The organism is Devosia sp. 1635 (assembly GCF_013185955.1).
Lineage (GTDB): Bacteria > Pseudomonadota > Alphaproteobacteria > Rhizobiales > Devosiaceae > Devosia.
Window position 1 is genome coordinate 80825 of the sequence record NZ_JABAOM010000001.1, and the last position, 20987, is coordinate 101811.

17 protein-coding genes and 1 riboswitch are annotated in these 20987 nt (G+C 64.7%); of the genes, 8 read left to right on the forward strand and 9 right to left on the reverse strand.

Features of this window, described 5'->3' with window-relative positions; translation table 11 throughout:
* The first annotated feature begins 74 nt into the window (after positions 1-74).
* The 4 genes from thrC (at position 75) to HRU92_RS00430 (ending at position 6439) form a co-directional block, all read left to right on the forward strand.
* Positions 75-1481, forward strand: coding sequence for a threonine synthase (gene thrC, locus HRU92_RS00415; protein ID WP_172122581.1), 1407 nt, complete (start codon positions 75-77; stop codon positions 1479-1481).
* Between the two features lie 37 nt (positions 1482-1518).
* On the forward strand, positions 1519-2781 hold the full coding sequence (locus tag HRU92_RS00420; protein ID WP_127752181.1) for a pitrilysin family protein: 1263 nt from the start codon (positions 1519-1521) through the stop codon (positions 2779-2781).
* Positions 2782-2847: 66 nt separating this feature from the next.
* Positions 2848-3396 carry a GNAT family protein gene (locus HRU92_RS00425; RefSeq protein ID WP_248305237.1) on the forward strand — a complete coding sequence of 183 codons (549 nt, stop codon included), beginning with the start codon at positions 2848-2850 and terminating at the stop codon, positions 3394-3396.
* 160 nt (positions 3397-3556) lie between these two features.
* Positions 3557-6439 carry an EAL domain-containing protein gene (locus tag HRU92_RS00430; RefSeq protein ID WP_173087301.1) on the forward strand — a complete coding sequence of 961 codons (2883 nt, stop codon included), beginning with the start codon at positions 3557-3559 and terminating at the stop codon, positions 6437-6439.
* A 9-nt stretch (positions 6440-6448) separates the two neighbouring features.
* Here HRU92_RS00430 and HRU92_RS00435 read toward each other — a convergent pair whose 3' ends face one another.
* Positions 6449-7024, reverse strand: coding sequence for a YqgE/AlgH family protein (locus tag HRU92_RS00435; RefSeq protein ID WP_172122582.1), 576 nt, complete (start codon positions 7022-7024; stop codon positions 6449-6451).
* 129 nt (positions 7025-7153) lie between these two features.
* On the opposite strand from HRU92_RS00435, the gene HRU92_RS00440 reads away from it, so the two are divergent.
* The 3 genes from HRU92_RS00440 to HRU92_RS00450 all read left to right on the forward strand — a co-directional run bounded on the left by HRU92_RS00440 (position 7154) and on the right by HRU92_RS00450 (position 9199).
* Positions 7154-7972, forward strand: a complete 819-nt coding sequence (locus tag HRU92_RS00440) for a protein-disulfide reductase DsbD domain-containing protein (RefSeq protein ID WP_172122583.1) — start codon at positions 7154-7156, stop codon at positions 7970-7972.
* A gap of 105 nt (positions 7973-8077) precedes the next feature.
* Complete coding sequence (locus tag HRU92_RS00445; protein ID WP_172122584.1) at positions 8078-8584, forward strand: peroxiredoxin; 507 nt, start codon at positions 8078-8080, stop codon at positions 8582-8584.
* Between the two features lie 9 nt (positions 8585-8593).
* Complete coding sequence (locus tag HRU92_RS00450) at positions 8594-9199, forward strand: hypothetical protein (protein WP_127752187.1); 606 nt, start codon at positions 8594-8596, stop codon at positions 9197-9199.
* A 1051-nt stretch (positions 9200-10250) separates the two neighbouring features.
* Here HRU92_RS00450 and gcvPB read toward each other — a convergent pair.
* From gcvPB to gcvT, 4 genes are read right to left on the reverse strand one after another with little or no spacing between them, the layout of a single operon-like run.
* Positions 10251-11795, reverse strand: a complete 1545-nt coding sequence (gene gcvPB, locus HRU92_RS00455; protein WP_172122585.1) for an aminomethyl-transferring glycine dehydrogenase subunit GcvPB — start codon at positions 11793-11795, stop codon at positions 10251-10253.
* Positions 11792-13135: an aminomethyl-transferring glycine dehydrogenase subunit GcvPA gene (gcvPA, locus tag HRU92_RS00460; protein WP_172122586.1), complete on the reverse strand. Its 1344-nt coding sequence runs from the start codon at positions 13133-13135 to the stop codon at positions 11792-11794. The genes gcvPB and gcvPA overlap by 4 nt, the downstream gene beginning before the upstream one ends.
* 12 nt (positions 13136-13147) lie before the next feature.
* The gene (gene gcvH, locus HRU92_RS00465) at positions 13148-13513 is read right to left on the reverse strand and encodes a glycine cleavage system protein GcvH (RefSeq protein WP_172122587.1); all 366 of its coding nucleotides are present in this window, start codon (positions 13511-13513) and stop codon (positions 13148-13150) included.
* A gap of 13 nt (positions 13514-13526) precedes the next feature.
* Positions 13527-14696 carry a glycine cleavage system aminomethyltransferase GcvT gene (gene gcvT, locus HRU92_RS00470; RefSeq protein WP_173087302.1) on the reverse strand — a complete coding sequence of 390 codons (1170 nt, stop codon included), beginning with the start codon at positions 14694-14696 and terminating at the stop codon, positions 13527-13529.
* Positions 14697-14853: 157 nt separating this feature from the next.
* Positions 14854-14941, reverse strand: a riboswitch (glycine riboswitch).
* A gap of 149 nt (positions 14942-15090) precedes the next feature.
* Here gcvT and HRU92_RS00475 point away from each other — a divergent pair.
* Entirely contained in the window at positions 15091-15573 is a 483-nt protein-coding gene (locus HRU92_RS00475; RefSeq protein WP_172122589.1) for a hypothetical protein, read from the forward strand.
* On the opposite strand, the gene HRU92_RS00480 is transcribed toward HRU92_RS00475, so the two are convergent.
* The 4 genes from HRU92_RS00480 to HRU92_RS00495 all read right to left on the reverse strand — a co-directional run bounded on the left by HRU92_RS00480 (position 15570) and on the right by HRU92_RS00495 (position 20929).
* Positions 15570-15851: a hypothetical protein gene (locus HRU92_RS00480; protein WP_172122590.1), complete on the reverse strand. Its 282-nt coding sequence runs from the start codon at positions 15849-15851 to the stop codon at positions 15570-15572. The genes HRU92_RS00475 and HRU92_RS00480 overlap by 4 nt on opposite strands.
* A 67-nt stretch (positions 15852-15918) precedes the next feature.
* Entirely contained in the window at positions 15919-19374 is a 3456-nt protein-coding gene (locus tag HRU92_RS00485) for an AAA family ATPase (protein ID WP_172122596.1), read from the reverse strand.
* A 108-nt stretch (positions 19375-19482) separates the two neighbouring features.
* Positions 19483-20328 (reverse strand): DsbA family protein, encoded by an 846-nt coding sequence (locus HRU92_RS00490; RefSeq protein ID WP_173087303.1) that lies wholly within the window; start codon positions 20326-20328, stop codon positions 19483-19485.
* An 88-nt stretch (positions 20329-20416) separates the two neighbouring features.
* Positions 20417-20929, reverse strand: coding sequence for a DciA family protein (locus HRU92_RS00495; RefSeq protein ID WP_172122598.1), 513 nt, complete (start codon positions 20927-20929; stop codon positions 20417-20419).
* Positions 20930-20987 lie beyond the last annotated feature (58 nt).

The window sequence follows — 20987 nt, forward strand, 5'->3', positions numbered from 1 at the left end:
CAAGCCGATGCTGCCTTGCGGTTCGCGCCTGCTTTGACTAGGTTGCACCAAATCTCGAAAGGCACTTGCGTTCGATGCAGTTTGTTTCTACGCGCGGCCAGGCCCCCGTGCTGGGTTTCGCCGATGCCGTGCTGGCTGGCCTAGCGTCTGATGGCGGGCTTTATGTGCCGCGCGAATGGCCGCAGGTTTCTGCCGCTGAAATTGCGGGCTTTGCCGGCAGGCCCTATCCGGAAGTCGCTTACGACATTATCAGCCGTTTTGTTGGCGATGATATCCCCGCGGCCACGCTCAAAACCATTATCGATGATGCCTATGCGGTGTTCCGCCACCCCTCGGTGGCGCCGCTGGTGGAACTCGAGCCCAATCATTTCGTGCTCGAACTGTTTCATGGCCCCACGCTCGCCTTCAAGGACGTGGCCATGCAGTTCCTCAGCCGCGTGATGGATTACATCCTGCAGCAGCGGGGGCTAAGGGCCACCATTGTTGGCGCGACCTCGGGCGACACCGGCTCTGCTGCGATTGAAGCCTTCCGCGGCCGTGACACCACCGACATCTTCATTTTGCACCCGCGCGGTCGGACCTCGCCGGTGCAGCGCTTGCAGATGACCACGGTGCTCGATGCCAATGTGCACAACATTGCGCTCGAGGGCACTTTTGACGACTGTCAGAACAGCGTCAAAGCCATGTTCAACCACGCGCGCTTCCGTGACACGGTGCATCTCTCCGGCGTCAACTCCATCAATTGGGGGCGGATCGTCGCGCAGATCGTTTATTACTTCACCGCGGCCGTGTCCCTGGGCAGCCCGCATCGCCCAGTTAGCTTCACCGTGCCAACGGGCAATTTTGGCGACATCTTCGCCGGCTATTGCGCACGGGCCATGGGCCTTCCCATAGATAAGCTCGTCGTTGCGACCAACAGCAACGATATCCTGCGCCGGGCGATCGAAACAGGGCGCTATCAGACAGACGGTGTGGTGCCCACGGTCAGCCCCTCTATGGACATCCAGATTTCGTCGAACTTCGAACGGCTGCTGTTCGAGGCTGTGGATCGGGACCCAAGCGCTGTGGTGCGGATGATGGATGGGCTCAAGCAGTCGGGCGGCTTCAGCTTGCCCGAAACTGCTTTGGCCAAGATCCGCCGGGACTTCGCGGCCGGCACCAGTGATGAGGCCCAGACCAGCGCCACCATCGCCCAGACCATGAAGTCCGCGGCCTACTTGCTGGATCCCCATACCGCCGTGGGTGTCCATGTGGCACGCGAACTCTTGCCGTCCAGCACACCGATGATCACCCTGGCCACAGCCCATCCGGCCAAGTTCCCAGCGGCCGTAGCTGCGGCTTCGGGTATCGATCCAGCCCTGCCAGCCTGGCTGGTTGATCTGCACAGCCGCGAGGAGCGCCTCGAGGTGCTGCCCAACGACCAGGACCAGGTGGAAGCCTTTATTGCCGCGCGAACGCGCGCCGCCACAACAGAACGCTGAACAGGCGCTCGCAGATCGCGGCGGCCGGGAGGATTGCTTGAGCGTACAATCGACGACCCTCGACAATGGCATGGTGGTGCTCACCGACGACATGCCGCATCTGGAAAGCGCCTCGCTCGGGGTCTGGGTGAAGGCGGGGGCACGCAGCGAGCGCAAGGCCGAGCACGGGATCTCCCATCTGCTCGAGCATATGGCGTTCAAGGGCACCAAGGGTCGGACGGCGCTGCAGATCGCCGAGGCAATCGAGAATGTTGGGGGCGACCTCAACGCCGCGACCTCGATCGAACATACCGGCTATTTCGCCCGGGTGCTCAAGGATGATGTGGTACTGGCAGCCGACATTCTCGCCGACATCCTCCAGAACTCGCAATTCGATGACGACGAGCTGACGCGCGAAAAGCAGGTGATCGTCCAGGAGATTGGCGCGGCCCGCGACAATCCGGACGATCATGTGTTCGACCTGTTCCAGCAGGCTGCGTATCCCAGCCAGCCCATTGGCCGCACCATTCTGGGTACCGTTGACTCGGTTCGCGAATTCACCCCTGACACAATCCGCAAATACATGAGCCGCAACTATGTTGGCGACCACATGGTCATCGCCGCCGCGGGCAATGTGGATCACGAGGGCCTGGTTGACGTGGCGCGCCAGCGCTTTGGCGATCTCAAGCCCAATGGGGCACCGGCGCCCCAACGCGCTGAATACCACGGCGGCGAGGAGCGCCTCCTGTCCGACCACGAACAGGCGCATATCGTTCTGGGTTTTGAAGGGCGCGCCTATAATTCCGACGGCTTCTACGCCGCCCAGGTGCTGGCCTCCATTCTGGGTGGTGGGATGAGCTCGCGCCTGTTCCAGGAGGTGCGCGAAAAGCGTGGGCTGTGCTATTCCGTTTACGCCTTCCATTGGGCCTTTGCCGATAGTGGCGTGTTCGGTGTTGCCGCCGCCACGGGGGAAGACGAGGTCGAGGATTTGGTGCCCGTGGTGCTGGACGAACTGCGTCGCGCGACCGAGACCATCACCGATGATGAGGTTATCCGCGTCCGCAACCAGATTCGTGCCGGCCTGCTGATGTCCCTGGAAAGCCCTTCGGCCCGCGCCGGCCAATTGGCGCGCCAGCAGATTTTGTGGGGCCGTCCGATTCCGATGCAGGAAACCGTTGAGCGCATCAATCGCATCACCGCCCAGCGCGTGCAGGAGGTCGCCGAGCAGTTGTTCACCACAGGGGCACCAACCCTTGCCGGCATCGGTCCGGTCGGCAAGCTGGCGGAAGTCGACGCTATCGGCGACCTGCTGAAGCGTTGAGCCGGCACCATGCTCTGGCCTTGGTCACCTCCGACATCGCCCCTGGCACTGCGTGGCCCAAGGGTGATGCTGCGCCTGCCCCAGCATGGTGATTATGACGCCTGGCATCAACTGCGCCGCTCCAGCCGCGATTTCCTGAAACCCTTCGAGCCCCGTTGGACCGAAGCCGATCTGGCCCGGCGGGTATTTGCCAGCCGCGTCAAGCGGGCCCGGGAAGAGGCCGAGCAGGGCAGTGATTATTCCCTGTTCATCTTCCACCCCCAGGGCGACCGCCAAGTCCTGGTAGGGGGAATTACCCTTTCCAATATTCGCCGCCGCGCGGCGCAGTTCGTTACCCTGGGCTACTGGATGGGCCAGCAATGGGCCGGGCAGGGGTTGATGACCGAGGCGGTGGGCGTGACCCTGCCTTTTGTCTTCGACACGCTGGACCTCCATCGCATCCATGCCGCATTCCTTCCCGGCAACATGGCGTCGAGGCGGGTGCTTGAGAAGAACGGCTTTGTCGAGGAGGGCTTTGCCGAAAAATACCTGCAGATTGATGGGCGTTGGGAAGACCACGTGCTGTTTGGCCTGGTCAAGGAACGCTACCAGCGGCTGCACTACGGACAGCGCTGATATCCACCGTTGCGCATCAGCAACACTGGGCAAAGCTTGTTCGATTCAGCTTTCCCGGCTACCACAGCGCAATGTCGCCACGCCAAGCCGTCGCCCTTCGCTTCTGAACGCGCCGGACCACTGCCTTAATGCAGCCTAGCGCAGGATATAATCGCCCCTGATGCGTCACCTTATTGCTCTCGCGACCTGCCTTGCACTCGCGCTGTTGGGCCTCGCGCCCGTCGCCGCCGTTGAGGTTATTACCGTCCCCCAGGACGTCAACGCCGTTAACCTTTCGGACGTGGTTCAGCTCCAGCAAGGCAGTGAGGGGCGGGTACAACTGTCTACCGCGCCCGGCGAGGACGGGATTATCCGCCGCATCGAGGTTTTGGCCAGCCAGCAGGGCACCAATCCCAACTGGGCCCTGTTTGCGCTGCGCAATGATAGCGACCAGCAGATCGAGCGGCTCCTCGTGGCCCCGTTCTTCCGTTTGCCAGGCTCGGGCGTGTTTCAGCCGGACCTGGGTAATGAGCGGATCACCGCGCTGACGCCAAGCGCCGGCATTCGCCCGGTGCGGCTGGCCGATAGCGAGGCCGATGTTTTCGAGATTACGCTCGATCCAGGTGCGACCGTAACGCTCGTGGCTGAATTGGCGACCGGCGAGTTGCCGGAGCTTTATCTCTGGGAGCCCAACGCCTACCGCGATTATGTGAACTCCTTCACGCTGTTCCGAGGGGTGGTGCTGGGCGTCGCCTCGCTTGCGGCCGTGTTCCTGACCATCATGTTTGTGGTCAAGGGCCGCGGGGTGTTTCCTGCAACGGCCGCCTTTGCCTGGGCGGTGCTGATTTACCTGCTGATCGATTTTGGCGTGCTGGGCCGATTGCTGGGCCTGCCCGCAGGGGCAATGCAACCCATCCGGGCAGCTTCGGAGGCTGGGATCGCCACGACCCTGGCGGGCTTTCTTTTTATATATCTCAACCTGCATCGCTGGCATCTGCGCTTCGTGCATTTGGCGCTCGGCCTGGCGGCATTGTTCCTGGCGCTGTTTGCTTTTGCGTTTTTCCAGCCAGCGATCGCCGCGACGATTGCGCGTCTCGTCCTCGTGCTCCTTGGCGTGTCGGGCTTTTTCCTGATCCTTCTGCTTGCCCTGCGCGGCTATGACCGGGCGGTGCTGCTGGTGCCGACTTGGATCATCATCATTGCCTGGCTGTTTTTCAGTTGGCTGGTGATTTCCGGGCAGGTCTCCAATGACGTGGCCCAGCCGGCGGTGGGCGGGGGGCTGGTGCTCGCCGTCATGCTGCTCGGCTTTACCGCCGTGCAGCACGCTTTCTCGGAAGGGCAGGTGTCGATTGGCACATTGTCGGAGGTCGAGCGCCGGGCGCTGGCACTGACGGGCTCGGGCGACTTCGTTTTCGACTGGAACATCGAGCGCGACCGCGTTTCGGTGTCGGACGAACTGGCGACCCGCTTGGGCGAGAAGCGCGGCGCCTTGCGCGGCTCGATCAAGCGCTGGCTCGACCGCGTTCACCCCGAGGATCGCGATCGCTTCCGCACGGCGTTCGACACGCTGGTGGAGCTGCGGCGCGGCAAGGTTTCGGCCGATATGCGCATTGCCGGCCATGACGGCAATTACCGGGCCTTCCGGATGCGGGTGAAGCCGGTGCTTGGTGGCGACGGGCAGGTCAACCGCATTGTCGGCACGCTCCAGGATGTCACCGAGGATCGTGCGGCCCGTGAGCGGCTGCTGCATGACGCCGTGCATGATAGCCTGACTGGGCTGCCTAATCGGCAGTTGTTCCTTGACCGGCTGGACCGCGCCCTTGAACGGGGCCGGACCCCCAATGGCGTCAAGCCGGCCGTGTTCCTGATCGACATCGATCGGTTCATGGAGCTCGAAGAACGCATCGGGCATTCGGCCGCCGATTCAGTGCTGCTGGCCATTTCACGGCGCATCGCCCGCATCATGCGTCCACTCGATACGGTAGCCCGCATTACCGGCGACCAGTTCGCCGTGGTGCTGGCCGCGGAGCAAACCGCCGGGCGCATTGCCGAAACGGCCGAGCAGATCCGCAAATCGCTCAAGGCGCCGTTCAATTTCGGCGACCGCGACCTGACGCTAACAGCGTCCATTGGCATTACCATCTATGACAGCGAGCCGGCTACGGCCACCGAAGTGCTGCGCGATGCCGAGCTGGCGATGTACTACGCCAAGCGACTCGGTGGCGACCGGATCGAGGCTTACCGCGCTTCGGCCCGCTCCATATCCGCCTACAACCGCACCAGCGAGGAGGACCTCGAGCGCGGCATGAAGAATGGCGAGCTACAGGTGCAGTTCCAGCCGATCATGGATATCCAGTCCGGCAAGATCGCCGGTGCGGAGGCGCTGATGCGCTGGAACCATCCAACGCGCGGGGTGGTGGCACCCGAGGAGTTCATTACCCTGGCCGAGCGCTCGGGGCAGATCGAGCGGCTGGGCCGCATTGCCTTTGAGCAGGCGGCCTACCACACCCGGGACTGGGTGAGTTCATTGCCCAACCTGTCCGAGGAGTTCTTCGTTTCGGTCAATCTGTCACCGACGCAGTTGGCGACGGAGGCGTTGCTCAACGACATTCGGACGATCCTCGGCCAGAATGCCGGCATTGCCAGCCACCTCAAGCTTGAGCTGACGGAGTCACAGGTGATGACCAATCCCGAGCACTCAGCCTTTGTGCTCGATGCCTTGCATAAGCTGGGGATCGGGCTCGCGCTCGATGATTTTGGCACCGGGCACTCCTCGCTCGGTTACCTGCACCGCTTCCCGTTCGACACCATCAAAATTCCGCCCGACTTCGTGCAGATCAGTGCCGTCAATGGTGCTGGACATACGCAGGGGCCGATCATGCGCGCCATCATTGCGCTAGCCAACGATCTCGATCTCGCCGTGATCGCGGAAGGCGTGGAAACCCAGCCGGAATTGGAGCGCCTGCGCGAGCATAATTGTCGCCTGGCGCAAGGTTTCGTGTTTGGCGCGGCGATGAGCGCCAGTGAATTCACCAAGCATCTGAGCGCCCAGCTGGCGCGCTAGCCCTCAGGGCTAGGCGTGGCCGGCTTCGGTGCTCAGATTGGCCAGGCTCGCATGCATGCTGGCCAGCGCCGCCTCGTAGCGCTGTTCCACCGGCGTTTCGAACACCAGGTCATGGGTAAAGGGGACGGTGAGCCAGCCATTATTGCTGATCTCGCTTTCGAGCTGGCCGGCGCCCCAGCCGCAGCAGCCAAGGGCGAATAGCGCTGACTTGGGCGCAGGACCAAAGGCCATGGCACGCAGGATGTCGAGCGTTGCCGTCAGGCACACCCCATCGGCAACGGCATAGGTATTGCCGCTCTTGTAGTCGGCCGAATGCAGCACGAAGCCGCGGCCCTTTTCCACCGGGCCGCCGCGCATCACCGGGCGTTCGCGGATGGTGTCGGGCAGCCGGATCACGGCGTCGGGGTCGCCCAGGTCGAGCTCGTCGAGGATATCGGCGAACCGCATCTCGGTGATGCGCTGGTTCACGACCAGTCCCATGGCGCCGTCGTCGTTATGGCCAACGAGCAGGATCACGCTTTTGGCAAAGCGTTCATCTGCCATATCAGGCATTGCGACCAGCATCTGTCCTTCAAGTGTCGTCATAGCGCTATAATAGGCATTCCCCGCGGCACTGCCAAGTTGGGCTGCGGCAGGTTGGCATGTTGGGGGCATCACGAAGCCCTGATGAGGCGTCAGCTTTTTCTTCACCTCATCCTGCGTTAATGCCCGCCCATGCAGTGCGCTCCGCTCATCGCCGCTCTTTTTGTGCTCGTCTCGCCCGCCTGGGCTGGCGAAACGCCGTGGCAGGAAGTGGCGCCGGGGGTGAAGCTCCGGCTGATCAGCACCGGCGAAGTGCGGGCCGATGGCTCGGCCATGCTGGGCCTCGAGATCGACATGCCCGCAACCACCAAGACCTATTGGCGGGTGCCGGGCGACACGGGCTTGCCGACCAAGCTCGATTGGACCGGATCGGTGGGCATAACGGGCGGGCAGATCCATTGGCCCTATCCCTCCCGCTCTGAGACCGCGGACTATCTCGACTACGTCTATTTCGGGCCAACGGTGCTGCCCATCGAGGTGAGCGTCGATGGCGCCGAGCCGGTGGTGGAGCTCTCGGCGCTGTTGGGCATCTGCTCCGATATCTGCATGCCGGCCCAGGCCCGGTTTACGCTGCCGCTCCAGCTCGATGCGCCGGACCGGGCCAATGGTTTGCGCATCCGGCAGGCCTTGGCCGATATCCCCGTTCCCTGGGACGGGTCGGGCGAGCCCATTTCCGGAGTGCAACTGGGGGCCGATGGCGAAAGCCTCGATGTCCGGATTGCCGATCCGGCGGTGGAGCCGGATTCGCTGATTGCCGCGACCGCTTCGGGCGAGCCGCTGTTTGGCAGCCCGCAAAGCGGGGCAGAGCCCGGGCTGGTGCTGGTGCCGGTTCGAGGCGAGGATGGCGCCGCCGATCTGCACAACGAAACGATCGAGTTGACCTTCATGACCAGCCGCGGGCCCTATGTCGTGGTTCGCACGGTCGAGGGGCCGCAAACGCCCAAGGATTGAGGAAATCGGGGTTCGCCCTTGTATGCCTAACCAAAGCCGCATATCCCGGTCAGGAAGGTGGCGGTATCGGCCGCACAGACGGCCCGCAATGGAGCAAAAACAGCAATGATCAAGAGTGGCGATGCGCTTCCGTCCGTGCCGGTAAAACTTGTCGGGGCCGAGGGGAGCACTGACACCACCAGCGATGCCGTGCTGGGCACGGGCACTGTGGTGTTGTTTACCGTTCCCGGTGCGTTTACCCCGGGCTGCCACGTCAATCATCTGCCTGGCTTTATCGCCAATGAGGCCAAGCTGCGCGCCCAAGGCGTGGATCGCATTGTTTGCGCCGCCGTCAACGACCACCATGTGATGAAAGCCTGGGCCGAAGCCTCGGGCGCGGTGGGCAAGATCGACTTCCTGGCCGATGGCAATGGCGAGCTTGCCGACGCCATGGGGCTGAGCAAGGACCTCAGCGTTGCCGGCATGGGCAAGCGCTTCATGCGCTCGGCGCTGGTGATCCGCGATGGGGTGGTGCAGATCGTGGCGCCCGAGGAGGGCCCCGGGATCACGGCCAGCGGCGCGCCAGCCATTCTGATGGCGCTGGAAGCGGCCAACACCCCTTCGACGCTCTAGGAGGCCGGTATGCGCAAGATTTCGCTTCGAGCGGCGGGCAAGTTCGGTATGCGCGCCGGTGGCGCGGGCGTCGTTGCGGCGCTGTTGGCGGGTTGTTCCATGGGCGGGTTGATGGGCGGCAACGGCACGCCGGCGGCCCAGCAGAACCTGCAGAACGCCACCGCGAGCCCGGCCGCCATGGCCGAGGCGCAAACCAATGCCCTGCCGGCGATAGCCACCGAATGCCCGCCCATCAAGGTGCGGCCGGGCGGGGAAGCCATGTATTACTACGGCAATGGCCGCACCGGGGACCCGCGCTCGCTGCAGTATCAGGGCGTGATCGAGGAAAGCTCGCGCAATTGCGTGGTCTCCAATGGCCTCATCACCGTGCAGATGGGCGTGGTCGGCCGCGTGCTGCTCGGCCCCGCCGGCGACCAGAAATCGGTAACGGCGCCGATCCGCTTTGCGGTGGAACGCGATGGGCAGGCCGTGTTCTCGGAGAAATACTCCATTCCCGTGGCGATCACGCCGCCCGCGCAATCGGCCGAGTTCGTCAAAGTGGTCGAAAACGTCGCCATTCCCTATCTCGGGGGCGAGGAGATCACCATCTGGGTGGGCTTCGATACCCGCGGCTAAGTTCACCTCAGAAATCGAGCCGGGCGTGCCAAAGCGCCGCCCGGGTTTTTAAACCCTGCGGTTGCCGCTGCGTCATGGGGCGAGATTCGTCCCGGTGCCGGTCGTCCGGCGTTGCAGGATAGAGGTGGAACTCACCTCGCCCCATGTTTCCCAGGGACTCTGTGGTGAAAGACCGTCCTCGGCTTGGACCCGCGCCGACTAGGGCACGATGTGCCCGGTGCCCGGGGTGAGGTCGGGCCAGATCATCCGTCACCGCAGGAGATGGAGCGACCTCCACCTCACCCGGCATTCCCGCACCGACCGTTCGTCGCGACCGCGCAGCTTGTGCGGGAACAGGAGCGATTGTGCCTGAGGTTTTCGGGGGCGGGGATAATTTTGTTGCGGGGCTGGTGCTGGCGCCCTCGCCCTTCGAGGCCGCTGCGCGGCACCTCAGGGTGAGGGCTGGGAGGGGCTGGTGAGTGGGAGTTAAGGTTGGAAAGAGCAGGGAGCTTTCGGGAGCCCTCATGGTGAGGTGCGCAGCGAAGCGTAGCCTCGAACCACGGGGGCGGCCATCATCAACTTGCGAGTTGCCCCACAAAGGGCGTTTGAAGACGGTGCCGCAGGCTCGATTGTCAGGCCGGGATAAGTCGGTCTAAGAGTCCCGGCATCGAGTTCTTGGATAGGTTTGAACCCCCACCCTTTCAGCCATTCGGGCATCGCCCTCATGGCCTTCTTGCCTCCGACCGCTCCACTGGAGCGATCGGCCGCGGAGCGGACGGCGCGAAGCCCCACAAGGGGGAGGGTGTCGACTGAAAAGGCGGTTCATCAAATGGCGGTCTAGCGACGGGCCGGTGCTGCACCCACGCAGAACCGCCACCCTTTCAGCCATTCGGGCATAGCCCTCATGGCCTTCTTGCCTCCCATCGCTCCACTGGAGCGATCGGCCGCGGTGCGGACGGCGCGAAGCCCCACAAGGGGGAGGGTGTCGACTCAGGGTCTGTCCCGCACGCCCACAAAAAAGCCCCCGGCTGGTGCCGGGGGCTGCATTCACGCCGCCGAAGCCAGCAGCGGCTTATTCCGCCGCTTGCGCCAGCTCGGTGGGCTCCCAGCGCAGGATGGGACTGCGGGCGGCGCGGGTTTCGTCGAGCCGACGCCGAGGGGCCTTGGTGGGGGCGGCGGTGAAGCGCTCGCTATTGCCGGCCTTGGCTTCGGTCGCCAGTTCCACCATCACATCGCAGAACTGGTCGAGCGTCTGCTTGCTTTCGCTTTCGGTGGGCTCGATCAGCATGGCGCCGTGCACGACCAGCGGGAAATACATGGTCATGGGGTGGAAACCCTCGTCGATCAGCGCCTTGGCGAAATCGAGAGTCGAAACCCCGGTATCCTTGAGGAAGCTGTCGTCAAACAGCGCCTCGTGCATGGTGGGATAATCGGGGAACGGCACCGAGAACAGATGCTGCAGGCGCGCCTTGATGTAGTTGGCGTTGAGCACCGCATCTTCGGCGGCCTGGGCGAGGCCATCGGCGCCGTGGCTAAGCATATAGGTGAGGGCGCGGACATACATGCCCATCTGGCCGTGAAAAGCCGTGACGCGGCCCAGGGCCTGATCCTGCACATGTTCCACCAGTTCCAGCCCATCAGCGGTCTTGCGCACGAATGGGACCGGCGCGAAGGGTGCTAGGGCCTCGGAGAGCACAACGGGACCGGCACCAGGCCCGCCGCCGCCATGAGGCGTCGAGAAGGTCTTGTGCAGGTTGATGTGCATGGCATCGATACCAAGATCGCCCGGGCGCACCACGCCCATGATGGCGTTGAAATTGGCGCCATCGCAGTAAAAGAACGCCCCGGCATCATGCACAGCCTGGGCAATCTCGATCACTTCGGGCTCAAAGAGGCCGCAGGTGTTGGGGTTGGTCAGCATGATGGCCGCGACTTCGGGCGACAATGCCGCCTTGACCGCTTCCACATCGACGGTGCCATCGGGGCGGGCGGGCACGGCCTTGACCGAATAGCCGAGGAAGGCGGCGGTGGCCGGATTGGTGCCATGGGCGCTTTCGGGCACAAGCACGACAGTGCGGTGCGCCTGACCGGCAGCTTCCTGAGCGGCCTTGATCGCCATCATGCCCAGGAGTTCGCCATGGGCGCCAGCCTTGGGGGAGAGGGCCACGGCCGCGGTGTTGGTGAGGGTCATCAGCCAATGGCTGAGCTGGTTCATCAGCTCGAGCGCACCCTGCACGGTGGAAACCGGCTGGAGCGGGTGGATGTCAGCAAAGCCGGGCAGCCGCGCCATCTTCTCGTTGAGGCGCGGATTGTGCTTCATCGTGCACGAGCCCAAGGGATACATGCCGCTGTCGATGGAATGGTTCATGCGCGAGAGGCGCACATAGTGGCGCATGGCTTCGGGCTCGGTGAGGCCGGCCAAGTCAAGCTTGGCCTTGCGGCCAAAACCGCCCAAGCGATCACTGGCAAGCTCCACCTGAGGCAGATCGACCCCTGAATGCTCGGTATCGCCGATCTCGAACAGCAGCGGTTCATCGGGGATGAGTGCCGAGCCAGAGGCGCTGGTGCTGCCGCCGGTGCCGATACCGGAGGGCCGACCCTGATTGTTCATGCTCATGCCAGTTCCTCCGTCAGCGCCGCGGTGAGGGCGGCGATATCGGACTCGGTGGTGAGTTCGGTCGCGGCCACAATGATGAGATTCTCCACCTCGGGATCACCCGGCAGGAGGCGGCTCGCGGGCACCCCAGCCAGGATTCCCCGACCGGCGAGCCGCTCGACAAGGCCAGCAGCCGGCTGGGTGACACGGATGGTCATCTCATTAAAGAAGGTCGTATTGAGCACCTCTATGCCCGCAACCCCGGCCAGCGCATCGGCCAGCCGCATCGCATTGGCATGGTTGAGGCGGGCCAGGCGCACAAAGCCCGCCTCGCCCAAGAGCGCCATATGGATGGAGAAGGCCAGAGCGCAAAGCCCGGAATTGGTGCAGATGTTGGACGTGGCTTTCTCGCGGCGGATGTGCTGCTCGCGGGTAGACAGCGTCAGCACGAAGCCGCGGTTCCCGTCGGCGTCAACCGTTTCGCCGCAAAGACGGCCCGGCATCTGGCGAATGAATTCCTTCTTGGTTGCCATGAGCCCAAGATAGGGGCCGCCATAGTTGAGGGCATTGCCGATCGACTGGCCTTCGCCGACGACGATATCGGCACCCAGGGCGCCGGGCGCCTCGATGAGCCCCAGCGACACGATTTCGGTGATGACGACGATCAAGAGCGCGCCCTGGGCATGAGCGGCATCGGCGGCCGCCTGCAGATCACGCAGATGGCCGTAGAAATCGGGCGTCTGCACGACGATGGCAGCGGTTTGCCCGTCGATATGGTCGAGCAGGTCGCCCTGGCCCTCGGGGGAGGGGGAGAGGCAGACGAGATCGGGATCGTCCTTGAGATAGGAGCGGACGACGTCGCGATATTGGGGATGCAGGCCCCCCGACAGCACGATCTTGCGCCGGCGGGTGAGGCGCCGGGCCATCAGCACCGCTTCAGCGGTGGCGGTGGAGCCATCGTAAAGCGAGGCATTGGCCACATCCATGCCGGTGAGCTTGGCGACCTGAGTCTGGAACTCGAACAGCATCTGCAGGGTGCCCTGCGAGATTTCGGGCTGATAGGGCGTATAGGCGGTGAGCCATTCCGAGCGCTGGATCAGGTGATCGACCGTGGCGGGCACATGATGGCGATAAGCGCCGGCGCCGAGGAAGAACGGGCCATCCCCCGCGGCATGGTTCATGCCCGCGAGGCGGCGCATATGCGCCTCGACCAGATATTCGGGGCTGTGCGCGGGCAGGTCGAGATCAAAGGATTTTAGGGCACTTGCGGGCACGGCGCTGAACAGCGCCTCGACGCTCGTGGCGCCGATTACATTGAGCATGGCGGACCGTTCGGCCGCCGAATGGGGAAGGTAGCGCATGAGGGGGTCCGCCTAGAGCGTCAGTTCGGCATAGCCGTCGGCGTCAAGCAGGGTGTCGAGCTCGGCGGCGTTGGCGATAGCGATTTTGAACAACCAGCCTTCGGCTTCAGGATCGCTGTTGATGAGGCCGGGCTGGCCGGAAAGGGCCGGATTGACCTCGGTGACGGTGCCCGACACCGGAGCATAGATCTCGGACGCGGCCTTGACCGATTCAACGACGGCGGCTTCGGCGCCCTTGGTCAGCTGCTTGCCGACTTCGGGCAGCTCGACAAAGACGATATCGCCCAGCTGTTCCTGCGCATAAGGCGTGATGCCGACAATGCCGGTGGTGCCTTCAACGCGGATATATTCGTGCTCGGGAGTGAACTTGGTGGTCATGGGAGAAGGCCTCTCAGCTGGCTTTGGCTTTGCGGAAATAGCGGTGGGGAACGAACGGGGTGGCGACGACCTCGGCGGGCTGGCTGCGGCCGCGCACGGCGACGAGGAGCCTTGTGCCCGGTTCGGCCTGGGCGGGTGGCACAAAGCCAAGGGCGATGGCCTTGCCCAGCGATGGGGCAAAGCCGCCGCTGGTGACAATGCCAATCGGGACGCCGGCGGCATCGAGGATTTCGGCGCCTTCACGGGCCGGGGCGCCTTCAACCAGGAGGCCCACACGCACGCGGCTCAACTGGCCCTCACGTTCGGCAAGGATGCGGGTGGCGCCGGGGAAATCACCCGCTTCGCGTCGGCGCTTGCTCACGGCAAAGCCGAGCCCGGCCTCGATGGGAGAAATGGTGGAGTTGAGGTCATGCCCGTAAAGTGGGAGCCCCGCTTCGAGGCGCAGGCTGTCGCGGGCGCCAAGGCCAATCGGATTGACGCGCTCATCGGCCACCAGCAGGTCCCAAAGAGCGGGCGCAGCAGCGGCGGGCACGAGGATTTCAAAGCCATCTTCGCCGGTATAGCCGGAGCGGGCGACTAGGAGCTGCCCGTGCGCCCAAGGGAAGGCGGCATAGGTCATGAAGCCCAGATCCGCGGCGCCCGGGACGAGCGCGCCGAGTACGGCAACCGCGTCGGGTCCCTGCAGCGCCAGCAGCGCATGATCGGCATCGGCGCGCACGAGGGTCGCGCGATCACCGGCGGCCGCTTCGATGCAGGCGAAATCGGCGTCCTTGGTGCCGGCATTGACGACGATGTAAAGCTCGCCGCCCGCCTGGGACGAGCGGGCGACCATCAGGTCATCGAGCGCGCCGCCTTGCTCGTTGAGCAGCAGGGTGTAGCGAATCTGGCCCGGCGTGAGGCCGAGGATGTCGCCGCAGATCAGGGGCTCGATGATCGCCGCAATGGAGGCATGATCCGCCTCGGCATTGCCACTGGGATGGCTAAGGCGCAAAAAGCTCGGGCCCATATGGCTGACATCGAAGAGCCCGGCATGGTCGCGCGTCCATTTGTGTTCGGCCATGATGCCGAGCGGATACTGGACGGGGAGATTATAGCCGCCAAAGGGCACCATGCGCCCACCGGCAGCGAGGTGGCGCTCATAAAGCGGCGTGGTCTTGAGAGCTTCGGCGGCGAGTTGGGCCATAAACGCATCCCGGAAAATGAACAAGGCGACACGACTGCATCCGCCCTGCGGCGAATGGCGTGCCCCCTCTGTCCTCGACACCTGAGAGATTTCCCGGCTGAGCGCCGGTTGCTCCTTCGGTGGGACCACAGCGTGCGGTCCGCTTTCCAGAGTTATCGCGTAAACTGCGGTCCTTTTGCCTGAGAGTTTCCGGGGCGGTTGCTCCTTCGGCGCTGGAGAAACCCAGTCTCTCCCGCAGTGGCGGCAACATGCTGGAGATTCTTGAAGCCGTCAATCGACTCCTTGTGTTGGTCCCGGCCATCGCAGAGCGGTGATGGAGCCAGCGCTACAGGCAACGGGTTTTGCCAGCACGCTGCGCGGGCGCTAGGGTGCGGCGAGCTTGGGGAGATCACCGATGCAAAGCCTTGGTCCTGTTGCACTAGCCGTGACGTTGATCGCAAGCCTCGTGCCGGTGAGCAGGGCGGCGGAACTGGCGCCGCTTGTCGGCATGATCAATCCGCAGAGTTTGCCGCCTTACCCATCGGAGGCGGCGGAGCAATCCGGGCTGGATGATCTCTCGCCCGCCCTCAAGCGCTGCATAGCCGTTTATCGGCTGCATTATGCCTTGCAGCAGCAGGGGCAGGGCGCCACGGATGATCCGACGATCTATGCGCCCGAAGATGGCGCTTTGTTCCTTCAGGTGGCGAGCCAGCAAGCGCAGATCCCGAGCATTACGGCGGCGGTGGCGCAGGTGGCCGGGGAAATCGAGCCCATCCTCGCCGCTTATACCGATCGCGTGGTCGAGAACATCAAGGCGGGAACGCCGGCGGTGGACGAGCTGATTGCTGGCGATCTGGAGCAGTGTCGCGCCGTGGCGGTGGCGCTCAAGGCGTCCTAGGCGGGCCCGCGCCGGCCCCGGATTGGATCACCGCACCAGGGACAGCAGGCGATGGCGACGCCTTCATTGAGCGCGAAGAACCCGTCGCCGCTAACGGGGAGGAGATAAAAGAGATTGCTCGCCTGCGCGCCTTCGCCCACGAGCTCGGGGCTGACAAAGATCAGTTGATCTTCCACGGCCTGGGCCAGTTGCCCGCATGAGCAGACTGGACGCTCCGCCCAGCCAAATTGCCCCCAGACATCGTCGGCACTGACCTCGACGCGCCGCAGCTTATCCATCTCGCATCATCCCATGCACTTCGCCCGCAGGGACAACCCTTGGGCCCGGTCACGGGTTCACAGAGCGCTAAACGGCTTCGAGGAAGCTTTCGGCGGTGCGCAGGTCCACCGAGACGAGTTGGCTCACGCCGCGTTCGGCCATGGTGACGCCGAACAGGCGATCCATGCGGCTCATGGTGATGGGGTTGTGCGTGATGCACAAGAACCGCGTTTCGGTGCGCTCGCGCATGGAATCGAGCAGGTTGCAGAAGCGCTCCACATTGGCGTCGTCGAGCGGGGCATCCACTTCGTCGAGCACGCAGATGGGCGCCGGGTTGGACAGGAACACCGCAAAGATCAGGGACAGCGCGGTCAGCGCCTGCTCGCCGCCGGACAGGAGCGTCATGGTTGCGGGCTTCTTGCCGGGCGGGCAGGCGATGATCTCAAGGCCCGCCTGGAGCGGGTCGTCGCTTTCCACGAACTGCAACTCGGCGGTGCCACCGCCAAACAGGGTGGTGAATAACTCGCGGAAATAGCCGTTGACGCGCTCAAAGGCTTCGGTGAGCCGGGCGCGACCTTCGCGGTTGAGCACGCCAATGCCGGTGCGCAGCTTGGCGATGGCCTCGATCAGGTCATTGCGATCCTTGACCATGGCGTCGAGCCGAGCCTGGGTTTCCGCCGCTTCGGCTTCCGCCGAAAGATTGACCCCGCCTAGGCGGTCGCGCTCGGCGCGCAGCCGCTCGAGCTTGCTTTCGGTATCGGCTTCGGCGGGCAGCGCCTGGTGCGGCTTGATGCCCGAAGCTTCAAGGGTGCGGCTGGCGGGGATGCCGAGGGTTTCCTGCACCTGCCGCTCGACGGCGCGCAGGCTCGCCATGTGGCCATTGAGACGTTCTTCGACGCGGGTGAGCTCGATGCGCACCTCGGCCAGGGCGGCGGCCGCGCTTTTGTGGGCCGCATCGGCTTCGCGCCAGCGGGTTTGGCCGAGCTCGACGGCGTGGCGCGCCGCCTCGTGATCGCGGCGGGCGTCCTCGATCTGGCGTTCAAGCTTGCTGCGCTTTTCGGCAAAGCCATCGGGGGTTTCGTCGCTGCCGCTGAGCTGCGCCTGCGCTTCGGCGCGGCGCCCCTCAAGGGTTTGCAGTTGGGCCAGCGCCGCATCGCGCCGGCGGGTCCAGTTGGCGGCTTCCCCCTGCAACTGGGCGAGCCGGCTGTCGCGCAGGCGGGCATCGGCTTCGAGGCTGACAAGGCGGTTGCGCGCGGTTTCGGCACCCTCGCGCAACTCGCGCAGGCGCCGCTGCCGGCTTTGCGCCAGCGTCGCTGTTTCGGTGTCTTCGTTGAGCTCGGCCAGGGCATCGGCCGCGTCCTCGCGACTTCGCTCGGCCTCGGTGATGGCCGTGGCGAGCTGATTGCGCGCCGCTTCAAACGCACTGCGTTGCGACGCAAGATCGGCCAGCGCGCGTTCGGCGGCGTTGACGCCGTCCTGCGCCTGCGTCACGGCGCGCTGGGCCCGGCGCCAGCCCTCGCGGCCATCGCGCTCATTGGTGCGCGCCAGATCGAGCGCTGAAGTGAGGGTTTCCACCTCGCGCTTCCAGCTGTTGCGCTCGCCCTTGGCGCGGGTGATGTCGGCATCGAGCTCGGCGAGCCGATTGCGTTGCGCCAGCCGCTGGGCGGCGGGGCTTGGGGCATCAGCGGCGGCCACAAAGCCGTCCCAGCGCCACAGCGCCCCATCAAGGGTGACGAGGCGTTGGCCGGGGCGCAGCGCTTGTTGCAGATCGGCGCCATCGGCGGCATGGACCACGCCGATCTGGTCGAGCCGACGCTTGAGCGCCGGGCTGCCGGCGACATAGCGCGAGAGAGGCTCGGCGCCCTGAGGGAGGGCGGGATCATCGGAGCCATCGAGCGCCTCGCCCCAATGGAGGGGCGCATCGGGATCGGTGGAGGCTTCCAGATCATCGCCGAGCGCCGCGCCAAGGGCGGTCTCAAAGCCGGGCTCCACCTGCAGGTCGTCGACCACGGCGCGCCACATGCGATCGGTGAGGTCGAGCATTTTGAGGAGGGTCGAGGCTTCCGCATCGAGCGCAATCAGCGCCGCTTCGATGGATTGGAGGCGTGGTCGGGCAACGTCGATGCGCGCCTGGGCGGCAAGGGTCGCCTGTTCGGCGGCAAGGGTCGTCCGTTCAGCGTGCCCGAGGGCCTGCTGTGCGGCCCGCAGGGCATTGCGTTGCTCAAGCAGGGTCTGGTCGGCCTCTCCACGCGCATGGAGTGCGGCGGCGTCGCGGGCCAGATCGGCGGCTTGTGCCTTCAGCTTGGCGACCCGGCGAGCAGCGTCTTCGAGATAGCGCTGGGCGGAGGCGCGGCGGGCTTGTTCTTCGGCCAGGGCCTGCTCGGCCACACGCGCTTGTGCTTCCGCTTCGATGACCTCGGCGCGAACAGCCTCGGCAGCATCTTGGGCTTCGGCCAGGGCCTCAGCAGCGGCTTCGGCTTCGCTTTCCAGGCGCTCGGTTTCAGCCTGGCTCGCTTCCAGCGCTGTTTCGCTGTCGCGCAGTTGTTGTTCTTCGCGGGTGCGGTCGGCGGCGAGTTGTTCCAGACGCCGTTCCAGTTCGGAGCGTCGTTCGTGGCTGCGCTGTTCCTGTTCGGCCAGTTGCTCGGCCAGGATGGTGTAGCGCTGCAGCACGGCTGCGGCGACCGATTCGCGCTCACGCAGGGGCTCGAGCGTGGCTTCCGCCTCGTCGAGCAATTCCTGGGCCTGCCGTTCCTTGCTGGTCGCGTCACCCAAGCGGCGGATCAGCACCGCCTGGTTGGCTTCCGATTCCTTTTCGGCAAACACCGCTGCGACCCAGCGCAGATGGAACAGCGTGGCTTCGGCGCGGCGGATATCGCCGGAAAGGCCGCGATAGCGGATGGCAAGACGCGACTGGCGCTTGAGCACGTCGAGCTGAGTTTCCACCTGGGCGGTGATGTCATCGACCCGCTCAAGGTTCTGCTCGGCGGCGCGCAGGCGCAGCTCGGCCTCGTGACGGCGCGAATGGAGCCCCGAAATGCCGGCGGCTTCCTCGAGCAGGGCGCGCCGGGCGGTGGGCTTGGCCGAGATCAGCTCGCCAATCTGGCCCTGGCGCACCATGGCGGGGGAATGCGCGCCCGTGGAGGCATCGGCAAACAGCAGCTGCACGTCGCGCGCGCGCACTTCGCGGCCATTAACGCGATAAACCGAGCCGGCCTCGCGCTCGATTCGGCGGCTGACCTGGAGCTCGTCGGCGGTGTTGAGGGCGGCAGGGGCGGTGCGATCGGAGTTGTCGAGCACCAGCGTCACTTCCGCCGAATTGCGGCCGGGCCGGCTCCCCGAGCCCGAAAAGATCACATCATCCATGCCCGAAGCGCGCATGGCCCGATAGGAGCTTTCGCCCATGGCCCAGCGCATGGCTTCCACGAGATTGGATTTGCCGCAGCCATTGGGGCCGACAATGCCGGTGAGCCCCGGCTCCATGGCAAGCACCGTTTCCTCGGCAAAGCTTTTAAAGCCATGCAGGCGAAGTTGGGAGAACTTCATGGCAGGCACACCAGGACGCGCCGGCCGCGGTCATTGAGGAAGCTTGGCAGGAGACTGCGCCCAGGCTTCCCGATCCCCCTTAGGGAAGGGGAAGCCGTGGGCAAGCAATCAGGGCGCGGCGGGCGCGGCAGGCACCACGGGCGTGGCAGCTGGAGCCGCAGATGTAGCGGCCGGTGACGCAGGTGATGCCGCTGGAGGAGCAACGGGGGTTGCGGCCGGTGCAGCCGGCGTAGCAGCAGGAGCGGGCTGAGCCGCAGGTGCTGCAGCGGGCTGGGCAGGAGCTGCGCCATTGCTTGGCGTGAAACCGGCGGGCACCAGCGCGTCGACTTCAGCGGCCAGCTGTTCAAGCGTTTTGTCGCCGGTGAGCGTCTTGCCGTTAACATAAAAGGTTGGTGTGCCTTCGAGTCCAAACTCGTTGAGCGCCTGCTCACGAATGGCTTCCATCCCGGTGAACAGGGCTTGATTCGTCAAGGCAGCATCAAAGCTTTCCTGGGTAAAGCCGAGCTGGGTGGCGATTTCGAGGATCGCGTCGCGCGGGGTTTCCGAAGTGCCCCAGTCCTGCTGGGTACGGAAATAGGTGCCGATGACATTGTGGTAATTCTCATCGCCCGAGGCTTCGGCGAGCATGAAAATGGCGGCGTCGAGCACGTTGCGCACGAATGGACGCAGGATGAAGCGCACCTTGCCCGTGTCGATATAGGCTTCCTTGAACGGGCCATAAACCGTGTTGTGGAAGGTAGCGCAGTGCGGGCAGGTGGGTGAGGCATATTCGATCACGGTGACCGGCGCGTCGGGATTGCCCAGCACCTTATCAGCGATGCCGCCGGCCGGAGCGAGCAGCTTGGCGGTATCGACCATTTCGCCTTCCGCCGCGCCGGCGCTCGAAATGCCACATACGCTGAGCGCGGTGGCAGCGGCGGCGAGAACAATGGTGTCACGGCGGTTTAACTTCACGGCGAACGCTCCTGTTTTTGTTTGGGCGACACTATACGGGCGGGACGTGTCGGCAAGTGGGCATAGCTATCAACTGGGGGTGAACACACTATTTGCGTTTCGGCTCCGCTTGCGCGGCCAGCTGCAGGCCCAGCATCCGCAATGCTTCACGCACGCCTTCATCTTCAACCCCCGCCACCGCGGCGCCAATGCGCGCCTCGACAACCGGGTCCGCTGGAGGGGGAGGAGGCGCCTTTCCAGCTGAACCGGAGCTGAAGGGCTCGGCTGACAGCCTGACCTGACCCACCAGCACATAGCCGAAATAACGATTAACCGCCGCAGCAATGGCGGGGGCTTCATGGGCCACCAGCAGCGCATGGCCGGGCTGGCAGCGCAGGTACAGCGTGGCGCCATCGGCACTGCGCTCGCCGCGCGGCCAGCTGAGCTTGTCGGGGATCGCCACGGTGTTGTAGGGGGCGGGCGCCATGGCGTGCCAATGCTCGAGAATATCGCGGCTGGCAAAGCCGCGTTTCTTGAGCACGGGATCGAGCGCCCCCGCAATCGCATCGGCAACGCTGACGGCGCGGTTGCGACGCTTGGGTTCGGTAGGGGGCTTGACCATGCCGGCAAACTAGCTTCCCGACAAGGCAGCGGCAAGGCCACCTTCCGGCGATTGCTGG

Bases quoted from the DNA above. Each gene is read 5' to 3' on its own strand.
- HRU92_RS00440 (WP_172122583.1), top strand. From the start codon at position 7,154: ATGCAGTGCGCTCCGCTCATCGCCGCTCTTTTTGTGCTCGTCTCGCCC.
- gcvH (WP_172122587.1), bottom strand. From the start codon at position 13,513: ATGACCACCAAGTTCACTCCCGAGCACGAATATATCCGCGTTGAAGGC.
- thrC (WP_172122581.1), top strand. From the start codon at position 75: ATGCAGTTTGTTTCTACGCGCGGCCAGGCCCCCGTGCTGGGTTTCGCC.
- HRU92_RS00435 (WP_172122582.1), bottom strand. From the start codon at position 7,024: ATGACGACACTTGAAGGACAGATGCTGGTCGCAATGCCTGATATGGCA.
- gcvPA (WP_172122586.1), bottom strand. From the start codon at position 13,135: ATGCGCTACCTTCCCCATTCGGCGGCCGAACGGTCCGCCATGCTCAAT.
- gcvPB (WP_172122585.1), bottom strand. From the start codon at position 11,795: ATGAGCATGAACAATCAGGGTCGGCCCTCCGGTATCGGCACCGGCGGC.
- HRU92_RS00450 (WP_127752187.1), top strand. From the start codon at position 8,594: ATGCGCAAGATTTCGCTTCGAGCGGCGGGCAAGTTCGGTATGCGCGCC.
- HRU92_RS00425 (WP_248305237.1), top strand. From the start codon at position 2,848: ATGCTGCGCCTGCCCCAGCATGGTGATTATGACGCCTGGCATCAACTG.
- HRU92_RS00485 (WP_172122596.1), bottom strand. From the start codon at position 19,374: ATGAAGTTCTCCCAACTTCGCCTGCATGGCTTTAAAAGCTTTGCCGAG.
- HRU92_RS00475 (WP_172122589.1), top strand. From the start codon at position 15,091: ATGCAAAGCCTTGGTCCTGTTGCACTAGCCGTGACGTTGATCGCAAGC.
- gcvT (WP_173087302.1), bottom strand. From the start codon at position 14,696: ATGGCCCAACTCGCCGCCGAAGCTCTCAAGACCACGCCGCTTTATGAG.
- HRU92_RS00480 (WP_172122590.1), bottom strand. From the start codon at position 15,851: ATGGATAAGCTGCGGCGCGTCGAGGTCAGTGCCGACGATGTCTGGGGG.
- HRU92_RS00445 (WP_172122584.1), top strand. From the start codon at position 8,078: ATGATCAAGAGTGGCGATGCGCTTCCGTCCGTGCCGGTAAAACTTGTC.
- HRU92_RS00430 (WP_173087301.1), top strand. From the start codon at position 3,557: ATGCGTCACCTTATTGCTCTCGCGACCTGCCTTGCACTCGCGCTGTTG.
- HRU92_RS00495 (WP_172122598.1), bottom strand. From the start codon at position 20,929: ATGGTCAAGCCCCCTACCGAACCCAAGCGTCGCAACCGCGCCGTCAGC.